The 24,649-nt window shown below is 41.8% G+C and carries 23 protein-coding genes and 1 other RNA gene; 13 read left to right on the forward strand and 11 right to left on the reverse strand.

The features are described from left to right. Positions 1-43: 43 nt before the first annotated feature. Together PHEP_RS10480 and PHEP_RS10485 are read left to right on the forward strand one after the other, a co-directional pair. Complete coding sequence (locus tag PHEP_RS10480) at positions 44-1,981, forward strand: tetratricopeptide repeat-containing sensor histidine kinase (RefSeq protein WP_015807929.1); 1,938 nt, start codon at positions 44-46, stop codon at positions 1,979-1,981. A 200-nt stretch (positions 1,982-2,181) separates the two neighbouring features. After that, positions 2,182-3,975, forward strand: a complete 1,794-nt coding sequence (locus PHEP_RS10485; RefSeq protein ID WP_015807930.1) for a serine hydrolase domain-containing protein — start codon at positions 2,182-2,184, stop codon at positions 3,973-3,975. Between the two features lie 71 nt (positions 3,976-4,046). Here PHEP_RS10485 and PHEP_RS10490 read toward each other — a convergent pair whose 3' ends face one another. Genes PHEP_RS10490 through PHEP_RS10510 form a run of 5 tightly spaced genes read right to left on the reverse strand, consistent with a single transcriptional unit; the run spans position 4,047 to position 7,920 of the window. Beyond that, the gene (locus PHEP_RS10490; protein WP_015807931.1) at positions 4,047-5,249 is read right to left on the reverse strand and encodes a sensor histidine kinase; all 1,203 of its coding nucleotides are present in this window, start codon (positions 5,247-5,249) and stop codon (positions 4,047-4,049) included. Between the two features lie 3 nt (positions 5,250-5,252). Then, positions 5,253-6,260: an ATP-binding protein gene (locus PHEP_RS10495; RefSeq protein WP_015807932.1), complete on the reverse strand. Its 1,008-nt coding sequence runs from the start codon at positions 6,258-6,260 to the stop codon at positions 5,253-5,255. Next, positions 6,253-6,666 carry an anti-sigma regulatory factor gene (locus PHEP_RS10500; protein WP_015807933.1) on the reverse strand — a complete coding sequence of 138 codons (414 nt, stop codon included), beginning with the start codon at positions 6,664-6,666 and terminating at the stop codon, positions 6,253-6,255. Before PHEP_RS10500 ends, PHEP_RS10495 begins: the two co-directional genes overlap by 8 nt. Next, positions 6,647-7,027, reverse strand: coding sequence for an STAS domain-containing protein (locus tag PHEP_RS10505; RefSeq protein WP_238326465.1), 381 nt, complete (start codon positions 7,025-7,027; stop codon positions 6,647-6,649). The genes PHEP_RS10500 and PHEP_RS10505 overlap by 20 nt, the downstream gene beginning before the upstream one ends. Positions 7,028-7,062: 35 nt before the next feature. Then, a complete protein-coding gene (locus PHEP_RS10510) occupies positions 7,063-7,920 on the reverse strand; it encodes an STAS domain-containing protein (protein WP_015807935.1) in 858 nt (285 codons plus the stop codon). A 310-nt stretch (positions 7,921-8,230) separates the two neighbouring features. Here PHEP_RS10510 and PHEP_RS10515 point away from each other — a divergent pair, with 310 nt between their 5' ends. Continuing rightward, on the forward strand, positions 8,231-8,593 hold the full coding sequence (locus PHEP_RS10515) for a response regulator (protein WP_015807936.1): 363 nt from the start codon (positions 8,231-8,233) through the stop codon (positions 8,591-8,593). 9 nt (positions 8,594-8,602) lie between these two features. Here the strand turns inward: PHEP_RS10515 and PHEP_RS10520 are convergent, their stop codons facing one another. Beyond that, complete coding sequence (locus tag PHEP_RS10520; protein ID WP_015807937.1) at positions 8,603-9,457, reverse strand: alpha/beta fold hydrolase; 855 nt, start codon at positions 9,455-9,457, stop codon at positions 8,603-8,605. Positions 9,458-9,706: 249 nt separating this feature from the next. Between PHEP_RS10520 and PHEP_RS10525 the strand changes: the two genes are divergently transcribed. From PHEP_RS10525 to PHEP_RS10545, 5 genes are all read left to right on the forward strand, one after another. Next, positions 9,707-10,030 (forward strand): ArsR/SmtB family transcription factor, encoded by a 324-nt coding sequence (locus PHEP_RS10525; RefSeq protein ID WP_015807938.1) that lies wholly within the window; start codon positions 9,707-9,709, stop codon positions 10,028-10,030. Between the two features lie 6 nt (positions 10,031-10,036). Next, entirely contained in the window at positions 10,037-10,504 is a 468-nt protein-coding gene (locus tag PHEP_RS10530; protein ID WP_015807939.1) for an SRPBCC family protein, read from the forward strand. Positions 10,505-10,510: 6 nt separating this feature from the next. Next, positions 10,511-10,885 (forward strand): DoxX family protein, encoded by a 375-nt coding sequence (locus PHEP_RS10535; protein WP_015807940.1) that lies wholly within the window; start codon positions 10,511-10,513, stop codon positions 10,883-10,885. A gap of 9 nt (positions 10,886-10,894) precedes the next feature. Beyond that, complete coding sequence (locus PHEP_RS10540) at positions 10,895-11,461, forward strand: DUF4256 domain-containing protein (protein WP_015807941.1); 567 nt, start codon at positions 10,895-10,897, stop codon at positions 11,459-11,461. 86 nt (positions 11,462-11,547) lie between these two features. Beyond that, the gene (locus tag PHEP_RS10545) at positions 11,548-12,954 is read left to right on the forward strand and encodes a sugar MFS transporter (RefSeq protein ID WP_015807942.1); all 1,407 of its coding nucleotides are present in this window, start codon (positions 11,548-11,550) and stop codon (positions 12,952-12,954) included. Here the strand turns inward: PHEP_RS10545 and PHEP_RS10550 are convergent. Continuing rightward, positions 12,951-13,340 (reverse strand): winged helix-turn-helix transcriptional regulator, encoded by a 390-nt coding sequence (locus PHEP_RS10550; RefSeq protein ID WP_015807943.1) that lies wholly within the window; start codon positions 13,338-13,340, stop codon positions 12,951-12,953. The genes PHEP_RS10545 and PHEP_RS10550 overlap by 4 nt on opposite strands. A gap of 90 nt (positions 13,341-13,430) precedes the next feature. Here PHEP_RS10550 and PHEP_RS10555 point away from each other — a divergent pair, with 90 nt between their 5' ends. From PHEP_RS10555 to PHEP_RS10565, 3 genes are read left to right on the forward strand one after another with little or no spacing between them, the layout of a single operon-like run. Then, positions 13,431-14,177 carry an SDR family NAD(P)-dependent oxidoreductase gene (locus PHEP_RS10555; protein ID WP_015807944.1) on the forward strand — a complete coding sequence of 249 codons (747 nt, stop codon included), beginning with the start codon at positions 13,431-13,433 and terminating at the stop codon, positions 14,175-14,177. Positions 14,178-14,225: 48 nt separating this feature from the next. Continuing rightward, positions 14,226-14,801 carry a PhnA domain-containing protein gene (locus PHEP_RS10560; RefSeq protein WP_015807945.1) on the forward strand — a complete coding sequence of 192 codons (576 nt, stop codon included), beginning with the start codon at positions 14,226-14,228 and terminating at the stop codon, positions 14,799-14,801. A 12-nt stretch (positions 14,802-14,813) separates the two neighbouring features. Continuing rightward, complete coding sequence (locus PHEP_RS10565; RefSeq protein ID WP_015807946.1) at positions 14,814-15,347, forward strand: D-glycero-alpha-D-manno-heptose-1,7-bisphosphate 7-phosphatase; 534 nt, start codon at positions 14,814-14,816, stop codon at positions 15,345-15,347. Positions 15,348-15,417: 70 nt separating this feature from the next. Here PHEP_RS10565 and fsa read toward each other — a convergent pair whose 3' ends face one another. Then, on the reverse strand, positions 15,418-16,077 hold the full coding sequence (fsa, locus tag PHEP_RS10570) for a fructose-6-phosphate aldolase (RefSeq protein WP_015807947.1): 660 nt from the start codon (positions 16,075-16,077) through the stop codon (positions 15,418-15,420). Positions 16,078-16,218: 141 nt separating this feature from the next. Next, an RNA gene (gene ffs / locus PHEP_RS21915) (signal recognition particle sRNA small type) lies at positions 16,219-16,318 on the reverse strand. A gap of 454 nt (positions 16,319-16,772) precedes the next feature. Here ffs and gltB point away from each other — a divergent pair. Together gltB and PHEP_RS10580 are read left to right on the forward strand one after the other, a co-directional pair. Beyond that, positions 16,773-21,281: a glutamate synthase large subunit gene (gltB, locus tag PHEP_RS10575; protein ID WP_015807948.1), complete on the forward strand. Its 4,509-nt coding sequence runs from the start codon at positions 16,773-16,775 to the stop codon at positions 21,279-21,281. Positions 21,282-21,345: 64 nt separating this feature from the next. Continuing rightward, the gene (locus PHEP_RS10580) at positions 21,346-22,812 is read left to right on the forward strand and encodes a glutamate synthase subunit beta (RefSeq protein WP_015807949.1); all 1,467 of its coding nucleotides are present in this window, start codon (positions 21,346-21,348) and stop codon (positions 22,810-22,812) included. Between the two features lie 72 nt (positions 22,813-22,884). On the opposite strand, the gene PHEP_RS10585 is transcribed toward PHEP_RS10580, so the two are convergent. Both PHEP_RS10585 and PHEP_RS10590 read right to left on the reverse strand, forming a co-directional pair. Beyond that, the gene (locus PHEP_RS10585) at positions 22,885-23,415 is read right to left on the reverse strand and encodes an RNA methyltransferase (RefSeq protein WP_015807950.1); all 531 of its coding nucleotides are present in this window, start codon (positions 23,413-23,415) and stop codon (positions 22,885-22,887) included. A 15-nt stretch (positions 23,416-23,430) separates the two neighbouring features. After that, the gene (locus PHEP_RS10590; RefSeq protein WP_015807951.1) at positions 23,431-24,582 is read right to left on the reverse strand and encodes a galactokinase; all 1,152 of its coding nucleotides are present in this window, start codon (positions 24,580-24,582) and stop codon (positions 23,431-23,433) included. Positions 24,583-24,649: the final 67 nt, after the last annotated feature.

Below are 24,649 nucleotides of genomic sequence, written 5' to 3' on the forward strand. Positions count from 1 at the left end.
TTTACACTATTTAATTTGCAGGCAGGAAAATGTAAATTAGGGTATGAAGAAATTAGTGCTGGTATTTTTAATTGGTTTAATAGGTTTTGCCAATCGGGCACAAACGGTCATAAATAAAGACAGTTTGCTAAGATTATTGCCTAAAGCAAAAGAAGACTCTGCTAAAGTTTTATTGTATATAGAGGTAGGCAATGTCTATGAGCTAAACAATCCACAAATGGCTGCAAAATATTATCGTCTTGCCGGCCAATTGAGCAAAAAACTAAATTACAAAAGGGGTATTGTTAAATATATCTCCAACTATACTGCTTTATTGGATCAAAAAGCCCAGTTTGATAGTTCGTTACTATTAAATAAACAAGCCATTGAATTAGCAAAATCTTTAAATGATAAACTGGCATTGGCTAAATGCTACGCCAATACAGGAAACGTGTATCAATATTTAAATGATGGAGAAAATGCTTTGCAGTATTACGAAACTGCTAAAAAATATTTTGAAGAAATTGGAAACAAACAATTGGTAGCCCGTATTTGCGATGTTATGCAAAATTGCTATCGAAAATTGAACCAAATTGAAAAGGCATTGCAATTAGGAAGAGAAGCTGTAAGTATTTTACGAAAGGAAGATGATGCAATTGCTTTGGGTATGGCATTAACCAACCTGGGCAATAACTATGAAACAGTACAATCTGACAGTGCTTTTGCCTGTTATAACGAAGCCTTGACCATTTTTAAAAAACAAAATCATAGCCGGGGTGTAGAATCTAATCTTTTAAATATAGGCAATATTTATTTGCACCGCTACAATGCTGATGGTATGAAACCATATTATGAAAAAGGATTGGCATTAGCTCAACAACTTGAAGACCCAGAAGGTGAAACCATTGCCAATAGAGGAATGGCGCACTATTTTTTGTATAAAAAGAATTTTGGAGAAGCTATAAAATCAATCAACAAAGCATTATTCATTAGTGATAGCCTTGATTTGAAATACGAACACCAAAAAAATTTAAAATCACTTTCTGCAATATTGTACGCAACCAATGATATTATAGGTGCCGAAAAAGCATTAGATAGTGCGGGATTTATTGAAGATCAATTGAATGGCGATGAAGTAACCTTAAAGACTTTAGCAATTTCTAAAAAATTTGAAACAGAAAAAAAAGAAGCCCAAATAAAATTACAGGCAGCAGAAATTCGACAAAAAAGCATTCTTAATTATTTTTTAATAGCCGGAGCCGTCGCTTTTTTAGCAATTTCTTTACTCACCTATCGCAACTACAAGCACCGCCAAAAATTGCAACAGGCAAAGATTGATGAATTAGAAACCGAAAAACAATTGACTGCCACTGAAGCTGTATTGAAGGGCGAAGAACAGGAACGTACCCGGTTGGCCAAAGACCTGCATGATGGGCTTGGTGGGATGCTGAGCGGAATAAAATTTTCATTAGGTAGCATAAAGGAAAACCTAATCATGACCCCAGATAATGCGCATGCCTTTGAGCGTAGCATTGATATGCTGGATAGTTCCATTAAGGAAATGCGTAGGGTTGCGCACAACATGATGCCTGAAATACTGGTAAATTATGGACTGGACACTGCACTGAAGGAACTTTGCACAGAGATGGACAAAAGTGGTGTGCTGCATGTAAGTTACCAATCGGTCGGGATGCATCAAACAGAAATCCCACAAACAACCTCCGTTACCATTTATCGGATTATACAAGAACTATTGAACAATATCGTTAAACATGCCAATGCAAAAAATGTGTTGGTGCAACTCCATCAATCAGCACAGGAAAAATTATTAGCCGTTACCGTAGAAGATGATGGAAATGGATTTGATACCGAGCAGTTGAAACAACCTGCTGGAATGGGCTGGCATAATATTAAAAACCGCGTTGAGTTTTTAAAGGGTAAAATAGATCTGCAATCTGCTCCTGGTAAGGGAACTTCTATCATGATAGAGATTAATATATAAGTAATGAAAATAGGCATTTTTGTAGTAGATGATCATGCAGCAATAGCCGAAAAACTTTTCATCAGCATTCCAACGGTAAATACACACCGAAAAAGGGCTAGAACGCAGCGATGATACCAATCAAGTTATGTGGATTTTAAAAAAATAAGACGCTTAACCCGCATATTAACTACCTTTAAGTGCTAAAACAACCTATTTAAATGAAACTATCCGCTACAAAATTGCTTTTACTGCTCCTCATCTTCGTTACAACTGAAAATGCAGGATATGGTCAAACAAAAATACATGTATCCACAACCGCTACTACTCCAGTTTATCTGCTCAACAACCAAGCAAAAACAATTCCGCTCAAAGGGCTTGCTACCAAGAAGATAGCCAGCATCAACATGGGTTCTGCCTATGCGTTGGTTTTTGATAGTTTGCTGAGTAAATATGCTTCAATTAAAAGTTTTGAAAGTTCGTTATATAAAACGGATTCGCTACATCTGGATAATCTCATGGGCGATCACCTTAAATTTTATACTACGCTTATTATTCAGCTAACTGCGCAATCACTGAACGATCCTGAGGTTATTCAATTTATTACTGAAAATCAAAAAAGAAAAGAATTGATTATTGCAGGTTTTGGAGAACTTAGCTTGCTCAAAAAGCTTGACTTTTTTACTGGCCCGGTAATATGGAATACAGCCGTTAATGCTATAGGAACTGAACAATCGGCACAGTTGATCTTTGGTGGCATTGCAGCAAAAGGAACATTAAAACAAACGGTTAGTGCTAAATACAAAGTTGGTGCTGGCTATGCAACCGAAAAAACCCGTTTAAGATATTCAACTCCCGAAAGTGTTGGGATCAGGTCGGCAGATTTAGACAGTATTGATATGATTGCGGCAGAAGCAATTCGTGAAAAAGCTACCCCAAGTGCAGTGGTATTGGTGATAAAAGATGGGAATGTAATTTTTAATAAAGCTTATGGATCACATACCTACGATGGAACGACGCCAACTAAATTGACAGATATTTACGATCTGGCATCGGTTACAAAGGTTTCTGCAACAACCATGTCGGCTATGAAATTGTATGACCAGAAAAAGATTGCACTGGATAAAACGATAGGCGATTACATTCCGAATGCAAGGCAATCAAATAAGAGTGACATCAAAATCCGCGAGCTACTTACTCATCAATCGGGTGTTACGGCGGTTTCATTTTATCTCAACCTTAAACCCGAAGACCATAGTGCCGACTCTTCGAAAGCATATCCTGTTAAGGTTGCTGATGGCTATTACTTTAAACCCGGTTATTTTCAGGAGATGTTTTGGCCAGCTTTCCTTCGGGCGCCACTGAAGAACCGTGGTGAATACCTGTATACAGACATGAATATGTACGTGATGAAGGAAATTGTAGAGTGGCAGTCGGGCACACCGATAGACAACTATGTACAGAATCAGTTTTATAAGCCGCTTGGCATGTATACTGCAGGATTTTTACCAAGAAACCGTTTTGAAAAAGAACAGATCATACCTACAGAAGAGGAAGGTAATTTCCGCAAATCTTTACTGCATGGCTATGTACACGACCCTGGTGCATCACTAATGGGAGGTATTTCGGGTCATGCAGGGTTATTTGCCAGTGCCAATGATCTTGGGATCTTATACCAGATGATGCTTAACAAAGGTACTTATGGTGGCGAGCGGTACCTTAAATCAGAAACCGTATCGTTATTTACCTCTAAGCAATCGGCAACGAGTAGGAGAGCCTTAGGATTTGATATGTCTAACCCTGATACCACCAAGGCCTATCCTTCAAAGTTAACTACACCCGGAACATATGGTCATACAGGCTTTACGGGTATCTGCGTTTGGGTTGACCCTAAAAATAATTTGATTTATGTATTCCTCTCTAACCGTGTACATCCAAAAATAACAGAGAAGCTTTACCAGTTAAATATTAGAAGTAGGATACAGGATGTGATTTACAGGGCTTTGCCGAAGTAATACCACCACGCTTTATGTGTTTTTGGTGATAGAACGATTGCACCTGTATTTTGTCACTGTTGTTGAATGGATTAGTTTTTGGCTGGCGTAAACAGGGGAATTGTGAAATGGAAGGCTGAGCCTTTTCCTTGTTCACTTTCAACCCAAATCTTTCCGCCGTGGTCATTGATGATTTTTGAGGTGATGTACAGCCCCATCCCAAGTCCAGGGTGGCTGTCTGTGATTTCTTTGTTCCGGTAGAATTTCTCAAATATACGTTCCATATTCTCTGCGGACATGCCTATTCCCTTATCAATGACAGCAATTATGATCTGTTCTTGGGCAACAGTGCCTGTAATTTTGATGGCTGAGTTTGGTGCGGAATACTTGGATGCATTTCCGATCAGATTGGTGAGTACCTGCTCCATGCGCAGTTTGTCGAGATTGACTTCAGTTTCCTCACAATTGCTCCACTCCAGTTCATTTCCTGGATAAACATGTTTAAGTACAGATAGGACCTCACCTACAAATTGATTAATTTTAGTTGATTCAAAGTTGTATTGTAATTTGCCGTTCTCAACTTTGGAAACGTCCATGAGTTGATTGGCTAAATAGCTAAGTTTATTGGTTTGCCCGTTTAGCCTGTCTATGATTTCATTGGCTTTGTTGCTACATTCGGATCGCATCATTTTGAGCATTTGCGCATAGGCTTTGATGACGGTAATAGGGGTTTTGATTTCGTGACTGGCAATGGAGATGAATTCGTTTTTCTTTTCGTTAATTTCTCTTTCCCGTTTGATTTCTATTTCTTGTTCTCCGGTGATTTTATGGAGTACACTGTTTTTGTGTTTGATCTGTTCATAGGCATTGATGGGTTCTTCTTTTTCAAAAAATGCTTTGAGTAAATTGATTTTCAGTTGATCAAGTTTGAGGAATCGGGGAAGACCGATGCGCATGGTAATTAAATGATCTGTACCGGAGGTGCTCATTTCAAATTCTGGAACAAGTTTTTGTGCGTAGTAAAACCCTTCATCCGATTTGGTTAATCTGGCTTCGCTGCTAAAGATAATTTGGGCCATTAGGTTGAAGCGGGGGATGGTGCCGTCTATATAAATGTTCAACAAACCGTTGTTGGTATAATCTATGACAGTTCGGGCAACTTCTGATACGGCGGTCGCAAAAGTGGTCTGTGTGGCGATGGTAAGTCCGAGTTTTTCGGCGGCTTTCATGGATTTTTTATGAGCCAATACCAGGTCCATTTCGTTTTCAAGCGATATCGTTATAATCTCAGTCATCTCTTAGTTGATTTTAATAATAATGATAGACATGTCATCTGTTCTGCGTGCCTGGTCTTTATAAAGCGCTGCACAGAAAATTGCGGGGTCACATTTTTGGATCAGAGGATATTTATTCATTTCCCAGCGGGTTTTGATTCCGTCTGAACATAAGATCAACTGGTTATATTCTTCACTGCTATACTGCTGATCGTTCATGCTGGCGGGTATGTTGTGCCCGACTATTCCGTTATAGCTCATGTGATTTTTGCTGATACCTGGACCTAGCCACCTTGCGGCTATGTTTCCTATACCGGCAGAGGTCCAGCATTTTGTTTTAAAATCGTAGTTGACGACGTTTGCCACCATGCCTCGCGTTTTTTTTATGGAATTGTGGATGAATCTTAAGGTCTCCGTTGGGCTGCTGTCGGGGAATACCCGGAATGAGGCTGCTGCTTCGTTAATGGCTTTATTGGCTTCGGGCCCATGACCAAGTCCGTCGCATAGCATCAGTTTGATTCCGTCTTTGGTTACTTTATAGGCAATGCCGTCACCGCTGGTGGTTTCTCCTGGTTTTGAAAGGACAAGCGGGTGGATGGTCACTGGTTCCTTTTTTTGTGGTTTGCCTTTGACGTAGATTCGGCTGAGTATGATCGTTCCCCATCCCACCTGGGAATAGATGTCGAAAGTATCAGATAAACGTTTAATGCTACCCAAACCATGCCCCATGGTGTTACTTGTGGATACTCCGTCGACCAGCATTCTGGATGGATTGTGCATTCCGGGACCTGAATCTATACAGATGAGTTCAATATAGGGAGCGTCTCCGTTTTGAAATGTGCCAAACAGGATTTCCCCACTTTCTCCGTATTTGAATAGGTTGCTCGTCAGTTCTGCTACAATAATGTCCAGTTCAGAAATCCGTAGTTTAGTTAGGCCTGCAGTTTCAGCCAGGCGGTGTATGTCTTTTTTGAGTAGAGAAAAATAGCTCCTGTCGTTTGCCGGGAAGCTGGTGTGTGTTGCATCAACCATTGGCCCATTTTAAAATCATCACTGTCGTTCCTTCTCCAACTTTACTTTTTAAATCAAATTCATTGACGAGGCGTTTAGCGCCTGGGAGACCAAGTCCCAGGCTTCTTCCTGTTGAGTAACCGTCTTTCATGGCGAGCGAAAGATCCGGAATGCCGGGGCCTTTATCGGTGAATGTAAGTCTGACGCCGTTGTCTCTGCCTTTTGAAACAATTTCAATAAGGCAGAAGCCACCACCGCCATAACGCAACATGTTACGCAGAAGTTCGCTGGCAGCTGTAATCAATTTGGTTTGATTCACGAGTCCCATTTTGATCTTAATTGCTACTTCTTTTACGCGATTCCGCAATAACACCACATCCTGTTCTTTTACGACCTGGACGTTATCCTTACTCAGTGAGATAATCATCGTCCTCTTCTTCAGGTTCTTCTTCGGTGGTACCGATCATAGATTTAAGAAGATCCATGCCACGTTCCACATTCAATGCAGTGTGGACGCCTTTTAAGGGAAGTCCGAGTTCAATCAGTGTGATGGCCACAGCAGGTTGCATGCCGACCACTACGGTTTCAGCATCCATAATTTTTGACATACTTGCAATATTCCCGATGATGCGGCCCATGAAGGAGTCCACTATTGAAACAGCCGAAATATCAATTAAAACACCTCTTGCATTGGTTTTGCTAACCATTTGTACCAAATCTGCTTCCAGGTTCAGCGCGAGCCGGTCGTACAGGTCTACTTGTATAGTAACCAGCAAGAAGTTTCCCATCCTAAGAATAGGAATTTTATCCATGGCGATGTATTTTAGTTTTTAATAATTGTTGTTCTTTTAACCTCCAGTTTGAGCACTTTGAATGCATAAGCAAGGGCTGTTGCCAAACTTGCCTTGGTGATGATGTTGGATAGATCAATGCCAAGATGTACCACAGTTTGCGCGATTTCTGGTCGGATACCGCTAATGATGCATTCTGCGCCCATAAGTCTGGTTGCACTTACTGTTTTGATTAAATGTTGTGCAACTAACGAATCGACTGCAGGTACACCTGATATATCCAGGATGGCGATGCTTGAACCTGTTTCTACGATTTCCTGCAGGAGGTTCTCCATCACGATTTGTGTTCTGGAGCTGTCCAGCGTTCCGATGATGGGTAGGGCAAGTATGCCATCCCAAACGCGGATTACCGGTGTGGATATTTCAGCAATTTCATCTGTTTGTCTGAGGATTACTTCTTCACGGCCTTTAATGAATGTTTCAAATGTAATGATGCTGAGATTGTCCATCACACGGCTGATCTTGCCGGATTCTTCAAACAGTACTTTAGGATCTGAGATCTCATTTTGTAAGATAGACAAAAGTGCATCTTTCAGGGAGAAAACAAATCGGCCCGTTTCTCTTGGACTGAATCCCTGTCTTGCCCTGGTAATGGCAATTCCACCAAGTATTTCAATTACAGGATTCCAATTGTCGCCGTCCAGATCTTCCATATCACTAGAGGTCAGATTATTAACTAATGAGGAAATGAGTTCTTCAGATTGACTCCTTAGGTCTTCATTGCTGATCAGATCTTCACGAAGGCCTTCATCTGCGAGTTGGTTTTTCATCCAAAGTTCAAGGATGTTTTTTTTTTGTTTTTGTAGCAATTTGTGCAAGTTAAATGACATGTTGAATGACAGGTTAAGGTTTTAATCTAGACTCACCAGACGTGATAATTTATTAGACACGAAAGGTATGAATATGGTTTTGTAAAAGAAAATATTTGAAAAAATAAACAAACCTTTGTATTCTTTCCTTCAGATCCCGTTGCATTTAACGATTCCTTCAAAACTTTTAATCCCTGACAGTGTTCTATCTGAAAACAACAGCAGGTATGGAAGCAAAGCAAAATAAGGGATGATGTCGAAAAGATTTTGTTATCCATGGTGAATACACACGGGATATGATATTATTAGATTATACAGATTGGAGCTAATCATGGGAAAAGAGGTTTTTATTTTGGAAGACGATAAAGATATCGGCTTTATTTTAAATCATGTTTTATTTGAGCATGGGTATCAGGTAAGTGTTTATGAGAATTTATCGGATATCAGGCAGGGACTTGATGACCACTTGCCAGACTTACTGCTGATGGATGTACGGTTGCCTGACGGAAATGGTCTGGATCTTTGTGCTGAACTGAAATCTGCTGAAGGGGATAGCCTACCGATTTTGATGATGTCGGCAGATTTGGATGTGCACCTTAATAGTATCTGTGTAGCTGATGAGTTTATCGCTAAGCCTTTCGATCTGAATGTGATATTAGGTAAGATTGAATTTCACCTTCGTAAAGCAGGATAAATAGTATGCTTACTTTCTTCTTCCTTTGTCAAGGAAACTTTCAAGCATTGGAATTACAAAGCGTGCTTCTTTAGAATTGGACTTTAGTGTTGTTATTTCTTCAATATACTCACCATGTACGCCTGGGATTATAGCAAGTTCTGAGTTGGTAATCTGTCTGTGCATTTCGATAGCATGCTCGGGTTGTATAACATCTTGGTCTGCGATGATGATAAAGGTAGGAGCTTTGATTGATTTGACCTGTTCGTCGGGTATATCCCTAAAATTAACCATTCTTTTTGCATCCTTATCATGCATTACCTGTAGGCCAGCAGGATTTGGAGAAACTTGTAAGTAAGCTTCTTTTAACTCTGCAGGCATATTAGATAGCTTTGCCTGTTTCATGAAATCCCAAAATTGTGCAGGCATTCCACTACGTTTGCAAAGTGCAGAACCTAAAATTATTTTGCTAACGATTTGAGGGTAACGAATGGCAATTTGAACACAGGTTGTCCCGCCGTTACTAAAGCCGAAGAAATCAGCTCTGTCAATATTTAAGTGTTTCAAAAGTGTCGCTACATCATCTGCGTCCTGCTCAAAAGATGCGTCCACTGGCCTGTCACCAGTTCTTCCGTGCGCCTGTAACTCTACGGCTATTAGTTTTCTATGTTTTGCAAGCATTGGGATGACTCTTCCAAATGTTGATTGGATCGTAGAGCCACCACCGTGCAGCAAAACAAGTGGCTCACCTTGTCCATAAATTTCATAGTACATTTTAATTCCGTTGACTTCAGCATATCCCTTACTTTCTTTAGATTGTTTTACATTATTGCAGGATGATACTATCAGCAGTGCTACAACAGCATATACGATTGTCCTTTTCATCTTTATTGTTTTTTAGGTTAACAGGTCACATTTAATCAGGACACCAATTGTATCTGTGCTTAATGCAACCATATGATTGCAAATATATGTGCAACTATTTAATTGCGCAACTTATTTTAATATTTTTTATGATCACGTCTTGTCATTATTGAACAAAAAACCGGATGGAATTCACCAGACAAAAAAATAATCAGATAAATTTGCGTAGTTAAATAGCTACGTTTATATTTGTAGTCAAATAGCTACATAATGAATTTAAGACGAGATGTATTTCAAGCCATAGCAGACCCAACAAGGAGGGCCATATTGCTGCTGGTTGCTTCGCAATCGCTTACGGCTGGTGCAATAGCCGCAAATTTTAACACGGCAAGACCAACCGTTTCCAGGCACCTGCAAATACTTACTGAATGCGAATTGCTTGAACAGGAGCAAAGCGGCAGGGAAATTTACTATTACATTAATGCAAAAAAAATGAAAGAAGTATCTGACTTTATCGAGCCATTTCGACAGATGTGGGACGAACGGTTCAATAAACTGGAAGCTATCATGAAAAATTACCAACCAAAAAAATAGCGCTGTATGGAACAAAAAACTAAAGTTAATGCCGAAGCGGGCAAGCAGGAAATTGTGATTACAAGGGAATTTGATTTGCCATTGGAATTGCTTTTTAAAGCATATGTAGAGGCCGAAATTGTTGAGCAATGGATGGGCACAAAAGTATTGCTGCTTGAGAATAAAAAACATGGAAGTTATGGCTTTGAAACCAGGGACCCTAAGGGAAATGTGGTATTTAAAGCCAATGGGGTAATTCATGAATTTGTTCCCGAACAGAAAATCACCCGGACATTTGAAATGGAGCGTACAGCTTTTGATGTTCAGCTTGAATTTCTGGAATTTGAAGCACTGACTGAAGGCAGGAGTAAACTGAACATGCAGGTGATATACAGGTCGGTAGCACTTAGGGACCAGCAACTAAAATTGCCTTTTGCCATGGGTATCAATATGGCACATAACCGGTTACAGGAAGTCGTAAACAAATTAAAATAAAGGATCATGACAAAGCGGAATAAAATTATCTATTGGATTGCTACCAGCTGGCTTGCACTGGGCATGGTATCTACAGCAATTGTACAGCTGATGAAGACAAAAGAGGAGGTGGAAAGCTTTACCCGTTTGGGTTATCCGGCTTACCTGCTGACCGTGCTGGGAATATGGAAAATTTTGGGGGTTGTAGCTGTGCTTGTCCCAAAATTCCCTTTGGTAAAGGAATGGGCATATGCAGGCTTTTTCTTTGCCATGTCTGGTGCTGTAATTTCTCATCTGCTTGTTAAAGATGAGGCTAAAGAACTTTTCGGCCCCATGTTATTGCTGGTGCTGACTGTAGTGTCCTGGTATTTCAGGCCTGAGGATAGAAAAATATTTTCTTAATTTTAACAGATGAAAAACAATAAAAAAGAATTGTTGCCGCAACAGCGGGAAGAACTGCTCAAAACATTGAAAGCGCGTTTTGAAAAAAATATGAACCGTCATAAAGGTTTGGAATGGGCTAAAGTACAGGCTAAGCTGGAAGCCAGTACAGAAAAATTATGGTCGCTTGATGACATGGAAATAACCGGTGGTGAACCTGATGTAGTGGGTTATGATCAAAAAACGGACGAATATATTTTTTATGATTGTTCGGCAGAAAGCCCTAAAGGCCGCAGAAGCCTTTGTTACGACCAGCAGGCCTGGGCATCGAGGAAGGAGCATAAACCGGCAAATAGTGCGATGGATGTAGCGGCTGAAATGGGTATTGAGTTATTAACGGAAGAACAATACCGGGAGCTGCAGCAGTTTGGAAAGTTTGATACCAAGACCTCCAGCTGGATAACCACACCTGCAGCTATCAGAGCACTGGGCGGGGCTATTTTTGGCGATTATCGCTATGGTACTGTATTCATTTACCATAACGGTGCGGAATCATATTATGCAGCAAGGGGCTTCCGGGCTTCGCTAAGAGTTTGATTTTGCACAGAGTTAAAAAGAAGTCTGTGAATTATGTTTAAAGATTTTATCTTTACGGTCCACCTAACCAAAATACGGGCCAGATTATGATCGACCAGACCGAGAAGACCAGTTATACCATACCATTTGCAACTTTGACCACTCTTTTTTTCATGTGGGGATTTATTACCTGCATGAACGATGTGCTCATTCCTCACCTTAAGGAACTGTTCAGCCTTACTTACCTGCAATCCATGCTGGTACAGTTTTGCTTTTTCGGGGCTTACTTTATTGGTTCAGTCATTTATTTTGTGACTTCCTATCTGTGGGGCGATCCTATCAATAAGATAGGTTATAAAAACGGGATGTTGCTGGGGCTTCTTATTGCAGCCCTTGGTTGTTTTCTGTTTTATCCGGCAGCTGTTTTTTCTGCTTACGGACTTTTTTTAAGTGCATTGTTTATACTCGGATTGGGTTTTACTTTATTGCAGATTGCAGCAAATCCGTATGTTTCTTTATTGGGAAAACCGGAGGGCGCTTCCAGTCGTTTAAACCTTGCACAGGCTTTTAACTCGCTGGGCACTACCATTGCCCCTGTGATAGGCGGTTTCCTTATTTTTGAGTTTTTTGCGGAGGGCGGTAAGATTACAGCAAAGGCCACAGAAATGCCCTACATTATCTTTACGGCTGTATTTGTATTGATTGCTATATGTTTGTATCTCATTAAGCTCCCGGAATTTAAATCGGAAGAACATACCGAGAAGGGCCTGGGTGCCCTGCAGTTTCCACAACTGAAACTTGGTATTTTAGGCATATTCTTTTATGTCGGGGCCGAGGTATGTATCGGTAGCTTCATCATTAACTTTCTGGCACTTCCTGAAATTATGGGGATTTCTGAATCGGTGAGCAAAAACTACCTGGCCTTATACTGGGGCGGTTCAATGATTGGCCGTTTTCTGGGGGCCATATCCCTAAACCAGAACCTGTCGGGCATTAAGAAAGTTGGCTTTATGCTGGTTGCTGCGGCTGCGGTTTTTCTGCTCATTTCAAGTATAGTAGACCTTAATTTTGCTCAGATCTCAACCTTTTTGATTTTTATGGGCATTAACCTGCTTGGTTTCTTTATCGGCAAGGCAGCACCTGCCCGAACACTGTTGGTTTTTGCACTGATCAATGTGGTATTGGTGATACTTACCATCGTTAATGCGGGCTCTTTTGCGATGTGGACAATTATAAGCGTTGGTTTGTTCAACTCCATTATGTGGTCAAACATATTTACACTTTCTATACATGGATTGGGCAAATATACCAGTCAGGGTTCATCATTATTGGTAATGGCGATTCTTGGTGGGGCACTGCTTCCATTGGTACAGGGTGCATTTGCCGATAGCCTGGGCATTCATCATTCGTTCTTTGTACCTGCACTGGGCTATCTATACATCGCTTTTTTTGGATTTTACTGTTCCCGGAAACTGGGTAATGTTAAGGCTGAAATTATAGGCGGGGGGCATTAGATACAGGTATCCACCGGGATCTGGCTTTCGGTACCCTGCACTTTGTTTCGGTGCATATTGCCCCATTCTGACATGGCCTTTAGCATCTGCTTCATGGTTAAACCCAGTTCTGTCAATTCATATTCTACCCTTGGCGGGACAACCGGATGGACTATCCTTCGTACAACCTGTTCGCTTTCCAGTTCGCGCAGCTGCGCAACCAGCATCCGTTCAGAAATATTGGCAATGGATTTTTTTAAATCGCTGTAACGCATTTTTCCATACAACAGCCTGCACAAAATGGCCGGTTTCCATCTGCCACCTATTATAGACAAAGAATAGGCCATGCCACAACTGTCGTTGATCTGTTTTTCATTAAAAGCATTCGTAGAGTTGTCTTTTCTCATTTCTTACTGTTTTGTTAGTACCTAACAATTTTAGCTGTACTTACAAATATAGCATTGAGGCCTTACTTTTGAAGATAAATTATAAAAAAGATGATGATGAAACGTTTAGAAAACAAAATAGCCCTGGTAACCGGCGGCGGCAGGGGTATGGGAGCCAACATTACGAAAAGACTTGCGGCAGAGGGTGCTGCTGTGGTTTTGACCTATTCGAAATCGGCAGAACAATCGGAAAGGATTGCAGCCGAAATTAACCAGGCAGGAGGGCGGGCAATTGCCATCAAGGCAGATAGTGCCGATCCGGCGGAGCTGACCAATGCTGTTGATAAAACCATCTCGGCATTCGGGCACATTGACATTATTGTAAACAATGCCGGTATTTATGTAGGAAAAGCTTTTGAGGAACATACGATGGAAGATTATGAGCAGGTGATGGCAGTGAATGTACGTGCTGTATATGCATCTGCGCTGGCAGCTGTAAAACACATTCCTGATGGTGGCCGGATCATTACGATTGGGAGCAATATGGCCGACAATGCAACAGGTCCGCATGCTACCCTGTATGCAATGAGCAAATCGGCCCTTAGCGGCTTTACGAAGGGACTGGCGCGTGACCTTGGGCCAAGGGACATCACCGTAAACCTGGTTCAGCCTGGCCCCATTAATACCGATATGAACCCATCAGATACTGAACTGGCAGATTTTTTAAGAAGCCGGATGGCTTTGAAAGATTATGGAACAGGAGATGATGTGGCTGGACTGGTTGCTTTTCTGGCCAGTGATGAAGGGAAGTACATTACAGGCACAGCCCTTACCATTGATGGTGGCTTTAACGCATAATTGTTTGAAATTGCTACCTTTGGGCTTTTTAATTAAACCAACAAAATATTGGAAGAGCAGTTGCTGATAAGAAGCGAAAATAAATGTGAACTGTGCGGATCTGCCGGATCTTTAAAGTTGTTTGAAGTTTTACCACATGCCGGCCGGACGGAAGATAACTGTGTCATGATCTGTGATAAATGCCTGGCTCAGGTAGAGAAAACAGAAGAACCTGACCTGAAACACCTGAATTGTTTAAGGACCAGCATCTGGAGTGCAGTGCCGGGTGTACAGGTAATTACCTGGCGTTTGTTAAACCGTTTGAAAGATGAAAACTGGGCTGCAGACAGTCTGGATATGATGTACCTGGATGAGGATACGCTGGCCTGGGCACAGGCAGGCCTTGATGAAGAAAGCAATACTGCCAATGAGGTCCACAAGGATTGTAACGGGCAGTTGCTGGAAACCGGGAATTCGGTTGTTTTAACAAAGACACTGGATGTTAAAGGCTCTTCTTTAAGTGCAAAACTGGGCACTGTAGTGAAAAATATCAGGCTGGTTGAAAACAATACCGATCAGATTGAAGGTAAAATTGAGGGACAAACCATTGTTATCCTTACCAGGTATGTAAGGAAACAAAGTTAAAACAAAGATAAGATGAATAAAGCTGTTTTTTTGGATCGGGACGGTGTACTGAACCATGAGATATACGATTACATTACCCGGCAGGAGGATTTTAAGATCCTGGAGTACCAGATTGGCCCCTTAAAGAAACTTTATGATGAAGGTTACCTGCTGATCATCATTACCAATCAGGGTGGGATTGCGCAACAACGTTATACAGAAGAAACGCTGGCGGAAATGCACAGGTCTTTAAGTGCCAGATTTGAAGAACAGGGTGCATTGATTACGCATGCCTATTATTGTCCGCATCATCCAACAGTTTCGGAAGAATGCAATTGCCGGAAACCTAAATCGGGCATGCTGCTGGAAGCTATTGCTACCTATCATATAGACCCTTCCTTGTCGGTTATGATTGGGGATAAGCCCCGGGACGTGGAAGCGGCAAATGGGGCAGGGGTAAAAGGCATTTTGATAGCGCCCGATGAACAGATTGACTATGATCTGGTTAAACAGGTGCTGGCCGGAGAGGATTTTCAGGTTTCCAGTGCCGGTATGCAAAGGTTGTAACAAACAAAACCTTATAAATTAAAAAGCCCTGATGTGATTAAACATCAGGGCTTTTTAATGGGTTATGTGATTATTTTCCGGAAGCTTTGGCATGATCAGCCAAAAATGTAGCTAAGCCGCTATCGGTTAACGGATGTTTCAGTAAAGCAGTAATGGCTGCCAATGGCGCTGTAATTACATCGGCACCTAGTTTAGCACAGTTAACAATATGTAGAGGGCCACGGATAGAGGCTGCCAGTATTTCTGTGGCATAACCATAATTGTCAAATATCAACCTGATGTCTTCAATTAACTGCAGGCCATCGGTAGAGATATCATCTAAGCGGCCAAGGAAAGGAGAAACATAAGATGCTCCCGCTTTGGCGGCCAACAGGGCCTGGCCCGGAGAAAATATTAAGGTACAATTGGTTCTGATGCCTTTTGATGTTAAATATTTGATCGCTTTTACGCCATCTTTGATCATTGGCACTTTAACAACGATCTTTGGATCTAGTTTTGCCAAAGCTTCACCTTCTTTGATGATCTCTTCGTAGGTAGTCGAGATGACTTCAGCACTAACATTGTCGTCAACAATAGCGCATATCGCCTTATAATGAGCAATTACATTAGCATCACCTGTAATACCTTCTTTAGCCATAAGGCTGGGATTTGTGGTTACACCATCTAAAACCCCAAGGTCCTGTGCTTCCTTTATCTGGTCAAGGTTAGCGGTGTCAATAAAAAATTTCATATCTTTTAATTATCAAATTGGTTAATGAGTTAATTGTCTATTACCGGAAGGCAAAATTACGCAATTCCGTCGAGGTCTTTTATGAAATAATAGCTTATAATAGAATTAGTATAATTTTTACTTTATCAGAAGAAAAGAAAAAATGGGCAAGCAACTTTTATCGCATCGCTACAACCTTCTACCCTTGCTTCGTTCCCGCCCTGGGGGAGTTCAAAGGGAGCTGATCGTAAAAGACTTGCCCGGCGCAAATGTAGCAAAAGAGTTTAATCTACAAAAGGCAAAAAACATAATAATTTGTGTTTCGTAGGCTGTAATCAGATAATTGGTTGATGTTAAATAGATTGTGGATGCTAAAAAAAATAAAATTATTTATTATTTTTAGAAACACTATAAACAGGGGCAGTAAGGGTGGCAGGTAGTTTTGTAGGTTTTTGATGATTTTAGTCAGAAAACGAAAGAAAAAATATTGCGATCTGGCTGCGTAATGCCTGTTATGAAAAATTATTCTAAATAACACGATTGTAAATGTTGTAATTTCAATCGTTGTATTTTATGATAATGTTAATAAGAGGTTGTTATATTTACAATATGTTGTTTTTTTCCTAAAAAATATATCAATATTATAATTCATCAATTTTTATTCGTATCTTAGTGTCCGAAATACACTATACCAAACTATTATTTAAACGGGACTTATGGAACTAACACAAGATAACCAGGGGTTATACGACCAGCGTTTTGAACATGATGCATGCGGCATCGGATTTGTAGCTCATATAAAGGGCAGGAAGTCGCAGCAAATCATTTCTGACGCGATAACCATTCTTGAAAATCTTGATCACCGCGGGGCTGTCGGGGCCGAAATCAATACAGGCGATGGTGCCGGTATTATGATACAGATACCTCACGAATTCTTATATGATGAATGCCTTAAGATAGGCTTTAGCTTAAATGAATCGGGAGATTATGGTGTGGGGATGCTTTTTCTGCCAAAGGATGTAAAAGCGAGAGAAGAATGCAGAGAGATTATTTATCGCGCGGCTGAAAAGCTAAACCTGGAGGTTTTGGGCTTCAGAAAGGTACAGACCAATACAGAGGGTATTGGAAATATGGCCCTCTCTGTAGAACCTGAAATGGAACAGGTATTTATAGCGCGTCCTTATGCTATTAAAGCCGGGGCAGATTTTGAACGCAAACTATATGTGTTTAAAAACTACCTGTCTAAAACCATAAACAATACCGTAAAAGGTATTAACGGTGAGTTTTATATTGCCTCTTTCTCATCAAAAACTATAGTATATAAAGGTCAGCTTACTTCCTTACAGGTAAGGTCTTATTTTACAGAATTGAGCGATAAAAGGGTGGTGTCGGCATTTGGATTGGTGCATTCCCGTTTTGCAACCAATACTTTTCCTTCATGGAAACTGGCACAGCCTTTCAGGTATATCGCCCATAATGGTGAGATCAATACACTGCAGGGTAACCTGAACTGGTTCAGGGCAAGTGTTAAATCCTTCGCATCTTCGTATTTTACGCCTGAAGAATTAAATATGCTGCTTCCTGTAATTGATGAGACCAACTCTGATTCAGGATGTTTAGATAATGTTGTTGAACTGTTGCTGCATTCAGGTCGTTCATTGCCCCATGTTTTAATGATGCTGATCCCGGAAGCCTGGGATGGCAATGAGGATATGGACGAGTTGAAACAGGCTTTTTATAAGTTCCACGCTACCTTGATGGAGCCATGGGATGGCCCTGCGGCTGTTTCCTTTACAGATGGCAACCTGATTGGTGCTACACTGGACAGAAACGGTTTACGTCCGCAAAGATATGCCATTACAGAAGATGACCATGTGATCATGGCGTCTGAAGCCGGTGCTTTAGCATTGGATCAGAGCAAGATCATTGAAAAAGGCCGTTTAACACCTGGTAAAATGTTTGTGGTAGACATGGAGCAGGGGCGTATCATCAGCGATGATGAAATTAAACAACAGGTATGCGGAAGCAGGCCTTATGCCGACTGGATCAATAAATACCAGATCAGGCTGGAAGAATTGCCGGAACCAAGATTGGTGTTCAGCGGTTTATCCCAGGAATCTATTTTCAGGTACCAGCAGGTATTTGGTTACAGCAGGGAAGATGTAGACCTGATCCTTAAGCCTATGGCCAGAGATGGCAAAGAGCCCATCGGCTCAATGGGTACAGATATTCCTTTAGCTGTGCTATCTCAGAAGCCTCAGCACCTTTCTTCTTATTTTAAGCAATTGTTTGCCCAGGTAACCAACCCGCCTATTGACCCGATCAGGGAAAAAGTGGTGATGAGCCTGGCGGGTTTTATGGGTAACAATGGCAATTTACTGGAAGAAAATGCTATGCAATGTCATTGCGTAGGTATCAAACATCCGATATTGACCAACGTTGAACTGGAAAAATTAAGGAGTATTGATACCGGTGTGTTCCAGGCCAAAACCCTGCAAACTTATTTCAGGGCCGACGGACAGCCAGGTGCTTTGGCCAAAGGCCTTGACCGTTTGTGCCGTTATGCAGTAGATGCGGTAGACGATGGATTCCAGGTCATTATCCTTTCAGATCGTGCACTGGATTCGGAGCATGCTGCAATCCCTTCATTACTGGCTGTTTCGGCAGTTCACCATCACCTGATCCGTAAAGGGTACAGGGGTGCTGTAGGTATTGTTGTTGAGGCGGGTGATGTTTGGGAAGTTCACCATTTTGCTACCTTAATTGGTTTTGGTGCAACAGCGGTAAACCCTTACCTGGCACTGGAAACCATTGCAGGTTTTGAAACTGAGTTTGGTGCCAAAAAAGAAAAATTATTCCAGAATTATATCTACGCTGTAAATAACGGTTTGCTGAAGATCTTCTCTAAAATGGGAATTTCTACTTTACAATCGTATCATGGCGCTCAGATCTTCGAAATTCTGGGTATCAATAAAAACGTGGTAGACAATTACTTTACCGGTGCGGTTTCAAGAATTGGTGGATTGGGCTTAGATGAGATTGCCAGAGAGACTTTAATTAAACACAACAGGATCTTTAAACTGGCCAACCGCCCTGATCCGATATTGCCTACGGGCGGTAACTACAAATGGAAACGCAAGGGAGAGCAGCATTTGTTCAATCCGCAAACCATTCACCTGTTGCAAAATGCTACCCGTAAAAAAGACTATGGTGTTTACAAGCAATATTCAAAGCTGGTAAATGAACAAACCAACCAGGCTTTTACCATCAGGGGCTTATTTGAATTTAATTATAACCGTCCGGCTGTTCCATTGGAAGAAGTGGAACCGGTTGAAGGTATATTAAAACGTTTTGCTACAGGAGCTATGTCATTCGGCTCCATCTCTCACGAGGCACACTCTACACTGGCGATTGCCATGAACCGCATTGGCGGAAAAAGCAATACCGGTGAAGGTGGTGAAGACGAACTGAGGTACGAACTGTTGCCAAACGGTGATTCTATGCGTTCTGCCATTAAACAGATCGCTTCGGCACGTTTTGGGGTAACCAGTTATTACCTGAGCAATGCTGATGAGCTGCAGATTAAAATGGCACAGGGCGCGAAACCTGGGGAAGGTGGACAGCTGCCTGGCGAGAAGGTGGACGACTGGATCGGAAAGGTACGTCATGCCACACCTGGTGTAGGGTTGATTTCTCCGCCTCCACACCACGATATTTATTCTATTGAAGATCTGGCACAGCTGATCTTCGACCTTAAAAATGCCAACCGTGCGGCAAGGATCAACGTTAAGTTGGTTTCTAAAGCTGGTGTAGGCACAATTGCAGCCGGTGTGGCCAAAGCACATGCTGATGTGATCCTGGTATCGGGCTTTGACGGGGGGACAGGTGCTTCTCCTTTAACCTCCATACAGCATGCGGGCTTGCCATGGGAACTTGGTTTGGCGGAAGCACACCAGACGTTGGTGAAGAACCGTTTACGCAGCAGGGTAGTATTGCAAACAGACGGACAGCTGAAAACCGGAAGGGATATTGCAATTGCAACATTACTGGGTGCTGAAGAATGGGGGGTAGCTACTGCTGCGCTGGTAACCTCTGGCTGTATCATGATGCGCAAATGTCATTTAAACACCTGCCCGGTTGGTGTAGCTACACAGGATCCTAATTTAAGGAAATTATTTACCGGTGAGCCTGAACATGTGGTTAACCTGTTCTATTTCCTTGCTGAAGAATTAAGGGAAACAATGGCCGAACTTGGTTTCAGATCGGTACAGGAAATGGTTGGACAGGCGGATGCGTTAAGTGTGCGTGCTATAGAACAGGCCGACTGGAAACTGAAAGATCTTGACCTTTCTGCTATCTTATATAAAGCCCCGGATAATGGATTGAGCTTGTACCAGACTGAAGAGCAGGATCACGGACTGGCCGCAGTGCTGGACCATGAACTGATTAAGGCTGCACAGCCTGCATTGGCCAGTAAAGAACCGATATACAAAGAGTTTGAACTAAAAAATACAGACCGTGCAATTGGTACAATGCTTTCTAATGAAGTATCTAAAGTCTACAAAAGCCAGGGCTTACCTGCGGATACGATCAACTTTAAATTTAAAGGTTCGGCCGGACAAAGCTTTGGTGCTTTTGCAACCAAAGGTATTTCACTGCAGCTTGAAGGCGAGGCCAACGATTATGTAGGTAAAGGACTTTCAGGCGCCAGATTGGCAATCTATCCTTTCAGTAATATTAAATATGTACCTGAGCAAAACATCATTATAGGTAACGTAGCCTTGTATGGTGCAACTTCCGGTGAGTTGTTTGTACGTGGACAGGCAGGTGAGCGTTTTGCAGTAAGGAACTCTGGTGCTACTGCTGTGGTAGAAGGGCTGGGCGACCATGGTTGCGAGTACATGACCGGTGGTGAAGTACTGGTAATTGGTGGTACTGGAAGCAATTTTGCAGCCGGTATGAGTGGTGGTATTGCCTGGGTGTACGATGCCAAAGGTGATTTTGCCAGCAAATGCAATAAGGAAATGGTGGACCTTGACCCGCTGGATGAACAGGACGAACTGAGGATCAATGTATTGTTAAAAAGACATATTCAGTTGACCGACAGTAATGTAGCCAAGTTTATTTTGAACGACTGGACTACACAATCTGCACATTTCATTAAAGTATTCCCTAAAGAATACAAGGCAGTATTACAGAGCAGGGCTCAGAAAGTTAAAGTTTAAGCCCCTCACAGATCAACGAAAAAGAAACATGACCAGAATAAATAATTCAAAAACAGCTTAGACAATGGGAAAAGTAACTGGATTTTTAGAGTATGAAAGAACTGCTCCTGTAAAAGAAGATGCTAAAACTCGTTTAAAACATTACAATGAGTTTGTTGAAACTTTTGAAGCTGAGCAAATTAACAAACAGGCAGCAAGATGTATGGATTGCGGGGTGCCGTTTTGCCAGTCGGGCTGTCCGCTGGGTAACGTAATCCCTGAATTTAATGAGGCTGTATATAAAGGGGATTGGCAGCTGGCTACAACTATTTTGCTGAGCACCAATAACTTTCCTGAATTTACAGGTAGGATTTGTCCGGCGCCATGCGAATCGGCCTGTGTACTGGGGATCAATAAATCGCCTGTATCTATTGAAGAGATTGAAAAGCACATTATTGAAACGGCCTTTGCCAAAGGTTATATCAAAGCCGAACAGCCATTGATCCGTACGGGTAAAAAAGTTGCCGTTATTGGTTCAGGACCTGCTGGTCTGGCAGCTGCAGCGCAGCTGAACAAAGCCGGCCATGAGGTGGTGGTTTACGAGCGCGATGATACACCAGGTGGCTTATTAAACTACGGTATCCCTGATTTTAAACTGCAAAAAGATGTAGTAACCAGGCGCATTGCCTTAATGGAAAAAGAGGGCATTGTATTTAAATGTAATGCAAACGTAGGCGTAAATGTAGAGCTGAATACTTTATTAAGGGATTATCAGTCGATCATTCTTGCTGGTGGATCAACCATTCCACGTGATCTTCCTGCCAAAGGCAGGGAAGCCAAAGGGGTGCATTTTGCGATGGACTTTTTAAAACAGCAGAATAAACGTGTAAGGGGCTTTGCGGTGGATGGAGAAGATATTTTAGCAACCGGAAAAGACGTTATCGTGATTGGTGGTGGTGATACTGGATCTGATTGTATCGGTACCTCTAACCGTCAGGGTGCCAAATCGGTAACCCAGTTCGAGATCATGCCGATGCCTGCATCTGCACGTACGTCAAATATGCCATGGCCAACATATCCGATGCTGTTAAAAGTAACTACATCACATGAAGAAGGCTGCGAAAGGGGCTGGGGTGTAAATACCAAGGAGTTTATCAAAGATGAGCAAGGCAACCTTAAAGCCGTAAAAGTAGTAGATGTGGAGTGGGATATTGATGCTACAGGCCGCCCCTTGAATTTCAAGGAAAAACCTGGTACAGAGCGCGATCTGCCTTGTCAGCTGGTATTGCTGGCTATGGGTTTCCTGCATCCGCAGAAAGAAGGTTTAATTGAAAAATTAGGCGTGGAAACCGATAACAGGGGTAATGTTAAAGCAGAAGAAGGTAAATATCAGACCAATATTGCTAAAATATTTGCTGCCGGCGATATGCGCCGTGGACAATCACTGGTTGTTTGGGCCATTTCTGAGGGTAGGGAAGCTGCACGTAAAGTGGACCAGTACCTGATGGGGCATAGCAGTTTGCCGTCTAAAGACGGTATCCCGTATGCATAAATCATAAATATGATAAAAAACAAAGGCGCCGGTAAAACTACCGGCGCCTTTGTTTTTATACTAATATCTTTTTTACAACCTTAATTTTGCAAAGAAATCCCAGAGCACAATGCCTGCGGAGATGACAATATTAAAGGAATGTTTGGTGCCAAACTGTGGAATTTCGATACATTCGTCTATTTGTGCCATTACTTCATCGCTTACCCCATTTACTTCATTTCCAAAAATCAGGGCGTATTTTTTTGAATAGGTTGGTTTATAGGTGTTTAACATCGTGCTGCCAGCAGCCTGTTCGATGCCAATGATGTGGTAACCATCGGCCTTTAAAGAAGCAATGGCATCAACAGTAGTTTCAAAATGTGCCCAGGCTACAGATTGTGTGGCACCTAAAGCTGTTTTTTCTATTTCCCTGTGCGGTGGCCGGGCCGTAATGCCACAGAGATACAGTTTTTCTATGGCAAAGCCGTCTGCTGTCCTGAAAACCGATCCTATATTGTGCATGCTCCGCACATTGTCAAGTACCACTATAAGCGGTAATTTTTCCTGTTCTTTAAATTCTTCAATGCCAACCCGGTTCAGCTCATCTAATTTTAATTTTTGCATGGGGCAAAATTAAAATTAAATTGCGGAAGCACCATTGCCAATTTCACTGATATAGATGGCAGCAGGGTAACCAATACGTGCCACATAGAAATCGTTAAGCTTTTTAGCAAAATCTTCTTCCCTGCCTTTTTTTAATAAGGCGATGGCACAACCACCAAAACCTGCACCGGTCATCCGTGCTCCAATTACGTGTGCATAAGCTGAGCAGAATTCGACTACAGCATCCAGTTCTGCACCCGTTACTTCATACAGCTCTTTTAAGGATTGGTGAGAAGCATACATCAGGCGGCCAAATTCTGTCAGGTTGCCTTCATTTAAAGCTTTTGCAGCCAGATTAACCCTGTCGTTCTCTCTGATTACGTGTGTTGCCCTTTTTAGTACGGTAGGGTCGGTAATAAGGTGACTGTGCAAAGCAAATTTGTCGGCATTCAGCTCGCACAGGTTATGCAGGGTAATTTCCTGGTTCAATTGTTTTAAAGCGGTTTGACATTCGGCTACACGCTCATTGTATTTGGACTCTGCCAGTTTACGGGGTTTATTGGTATTGATAATAGCCAGTGAGTAATCGCCCAGGCTGCAATCAACGATCTTATATTTTAGTGTATCACAGTTTAATACTATGGCTTTATCGGTTTCACCAAAAGCAACAGCAAACTGGTCCATAATGCCACAGTTTACACCAATAAATTCATTCTCTACCTTTTGGGCAAGCAAGGGGATTTCAATTTTTTCGTAACCCAGGTTAAAATAATCATTTAAAGCATAAGCCATAGCCACTTCAATAGAGGCTGAGGAAGATAGGCCTGAGCCAATCGGGATATTCCCATGAAACAAGAGATCCAAACCTGTTGGGATCTGATGTTTTTTTAAGATTTCATGGAACACACCCAAAGGATAATTGTACCATTCGGGGCCTGTTTTGGTGTAAGAAGGCTGAAGATCAAATTCGCGTTCTTCTGGAAAGTTCAGGCTTTTAAATCTGATCACCTTATCGTTGTTGGGTGCTATGCTCAGCCAGGTTCCTAAAGTAACGGCACAGGGCATAACCAGGCCTCCGTTATAATCAATATGTTCTCCAATAAGGTTTACACGACCGGGGGTAAAGTAGTTTTGTTTTGGCTCATGTCCATATTTTTCCAGGAATTCACTGATCATTTCGGTTTTCATTGTTTGGTTTAATATTATATTTTAAATTAAGTTTCGGTTTTAAATAAAGTATTGATAGTATTGTTTT

The sequence above is a fragment of the Pedobacter heparinus DSM 2366 genome (genome assembly GCF_000023825.1).
In the GTDB taxonomy this organism is placed as follows: domain Bacteria; phylum Bacteroidota; class Bacteroidia; order Sphingobacteriales; family Sphingobacteriaceae; genus Pedobacter; species Pedobacter heparinus.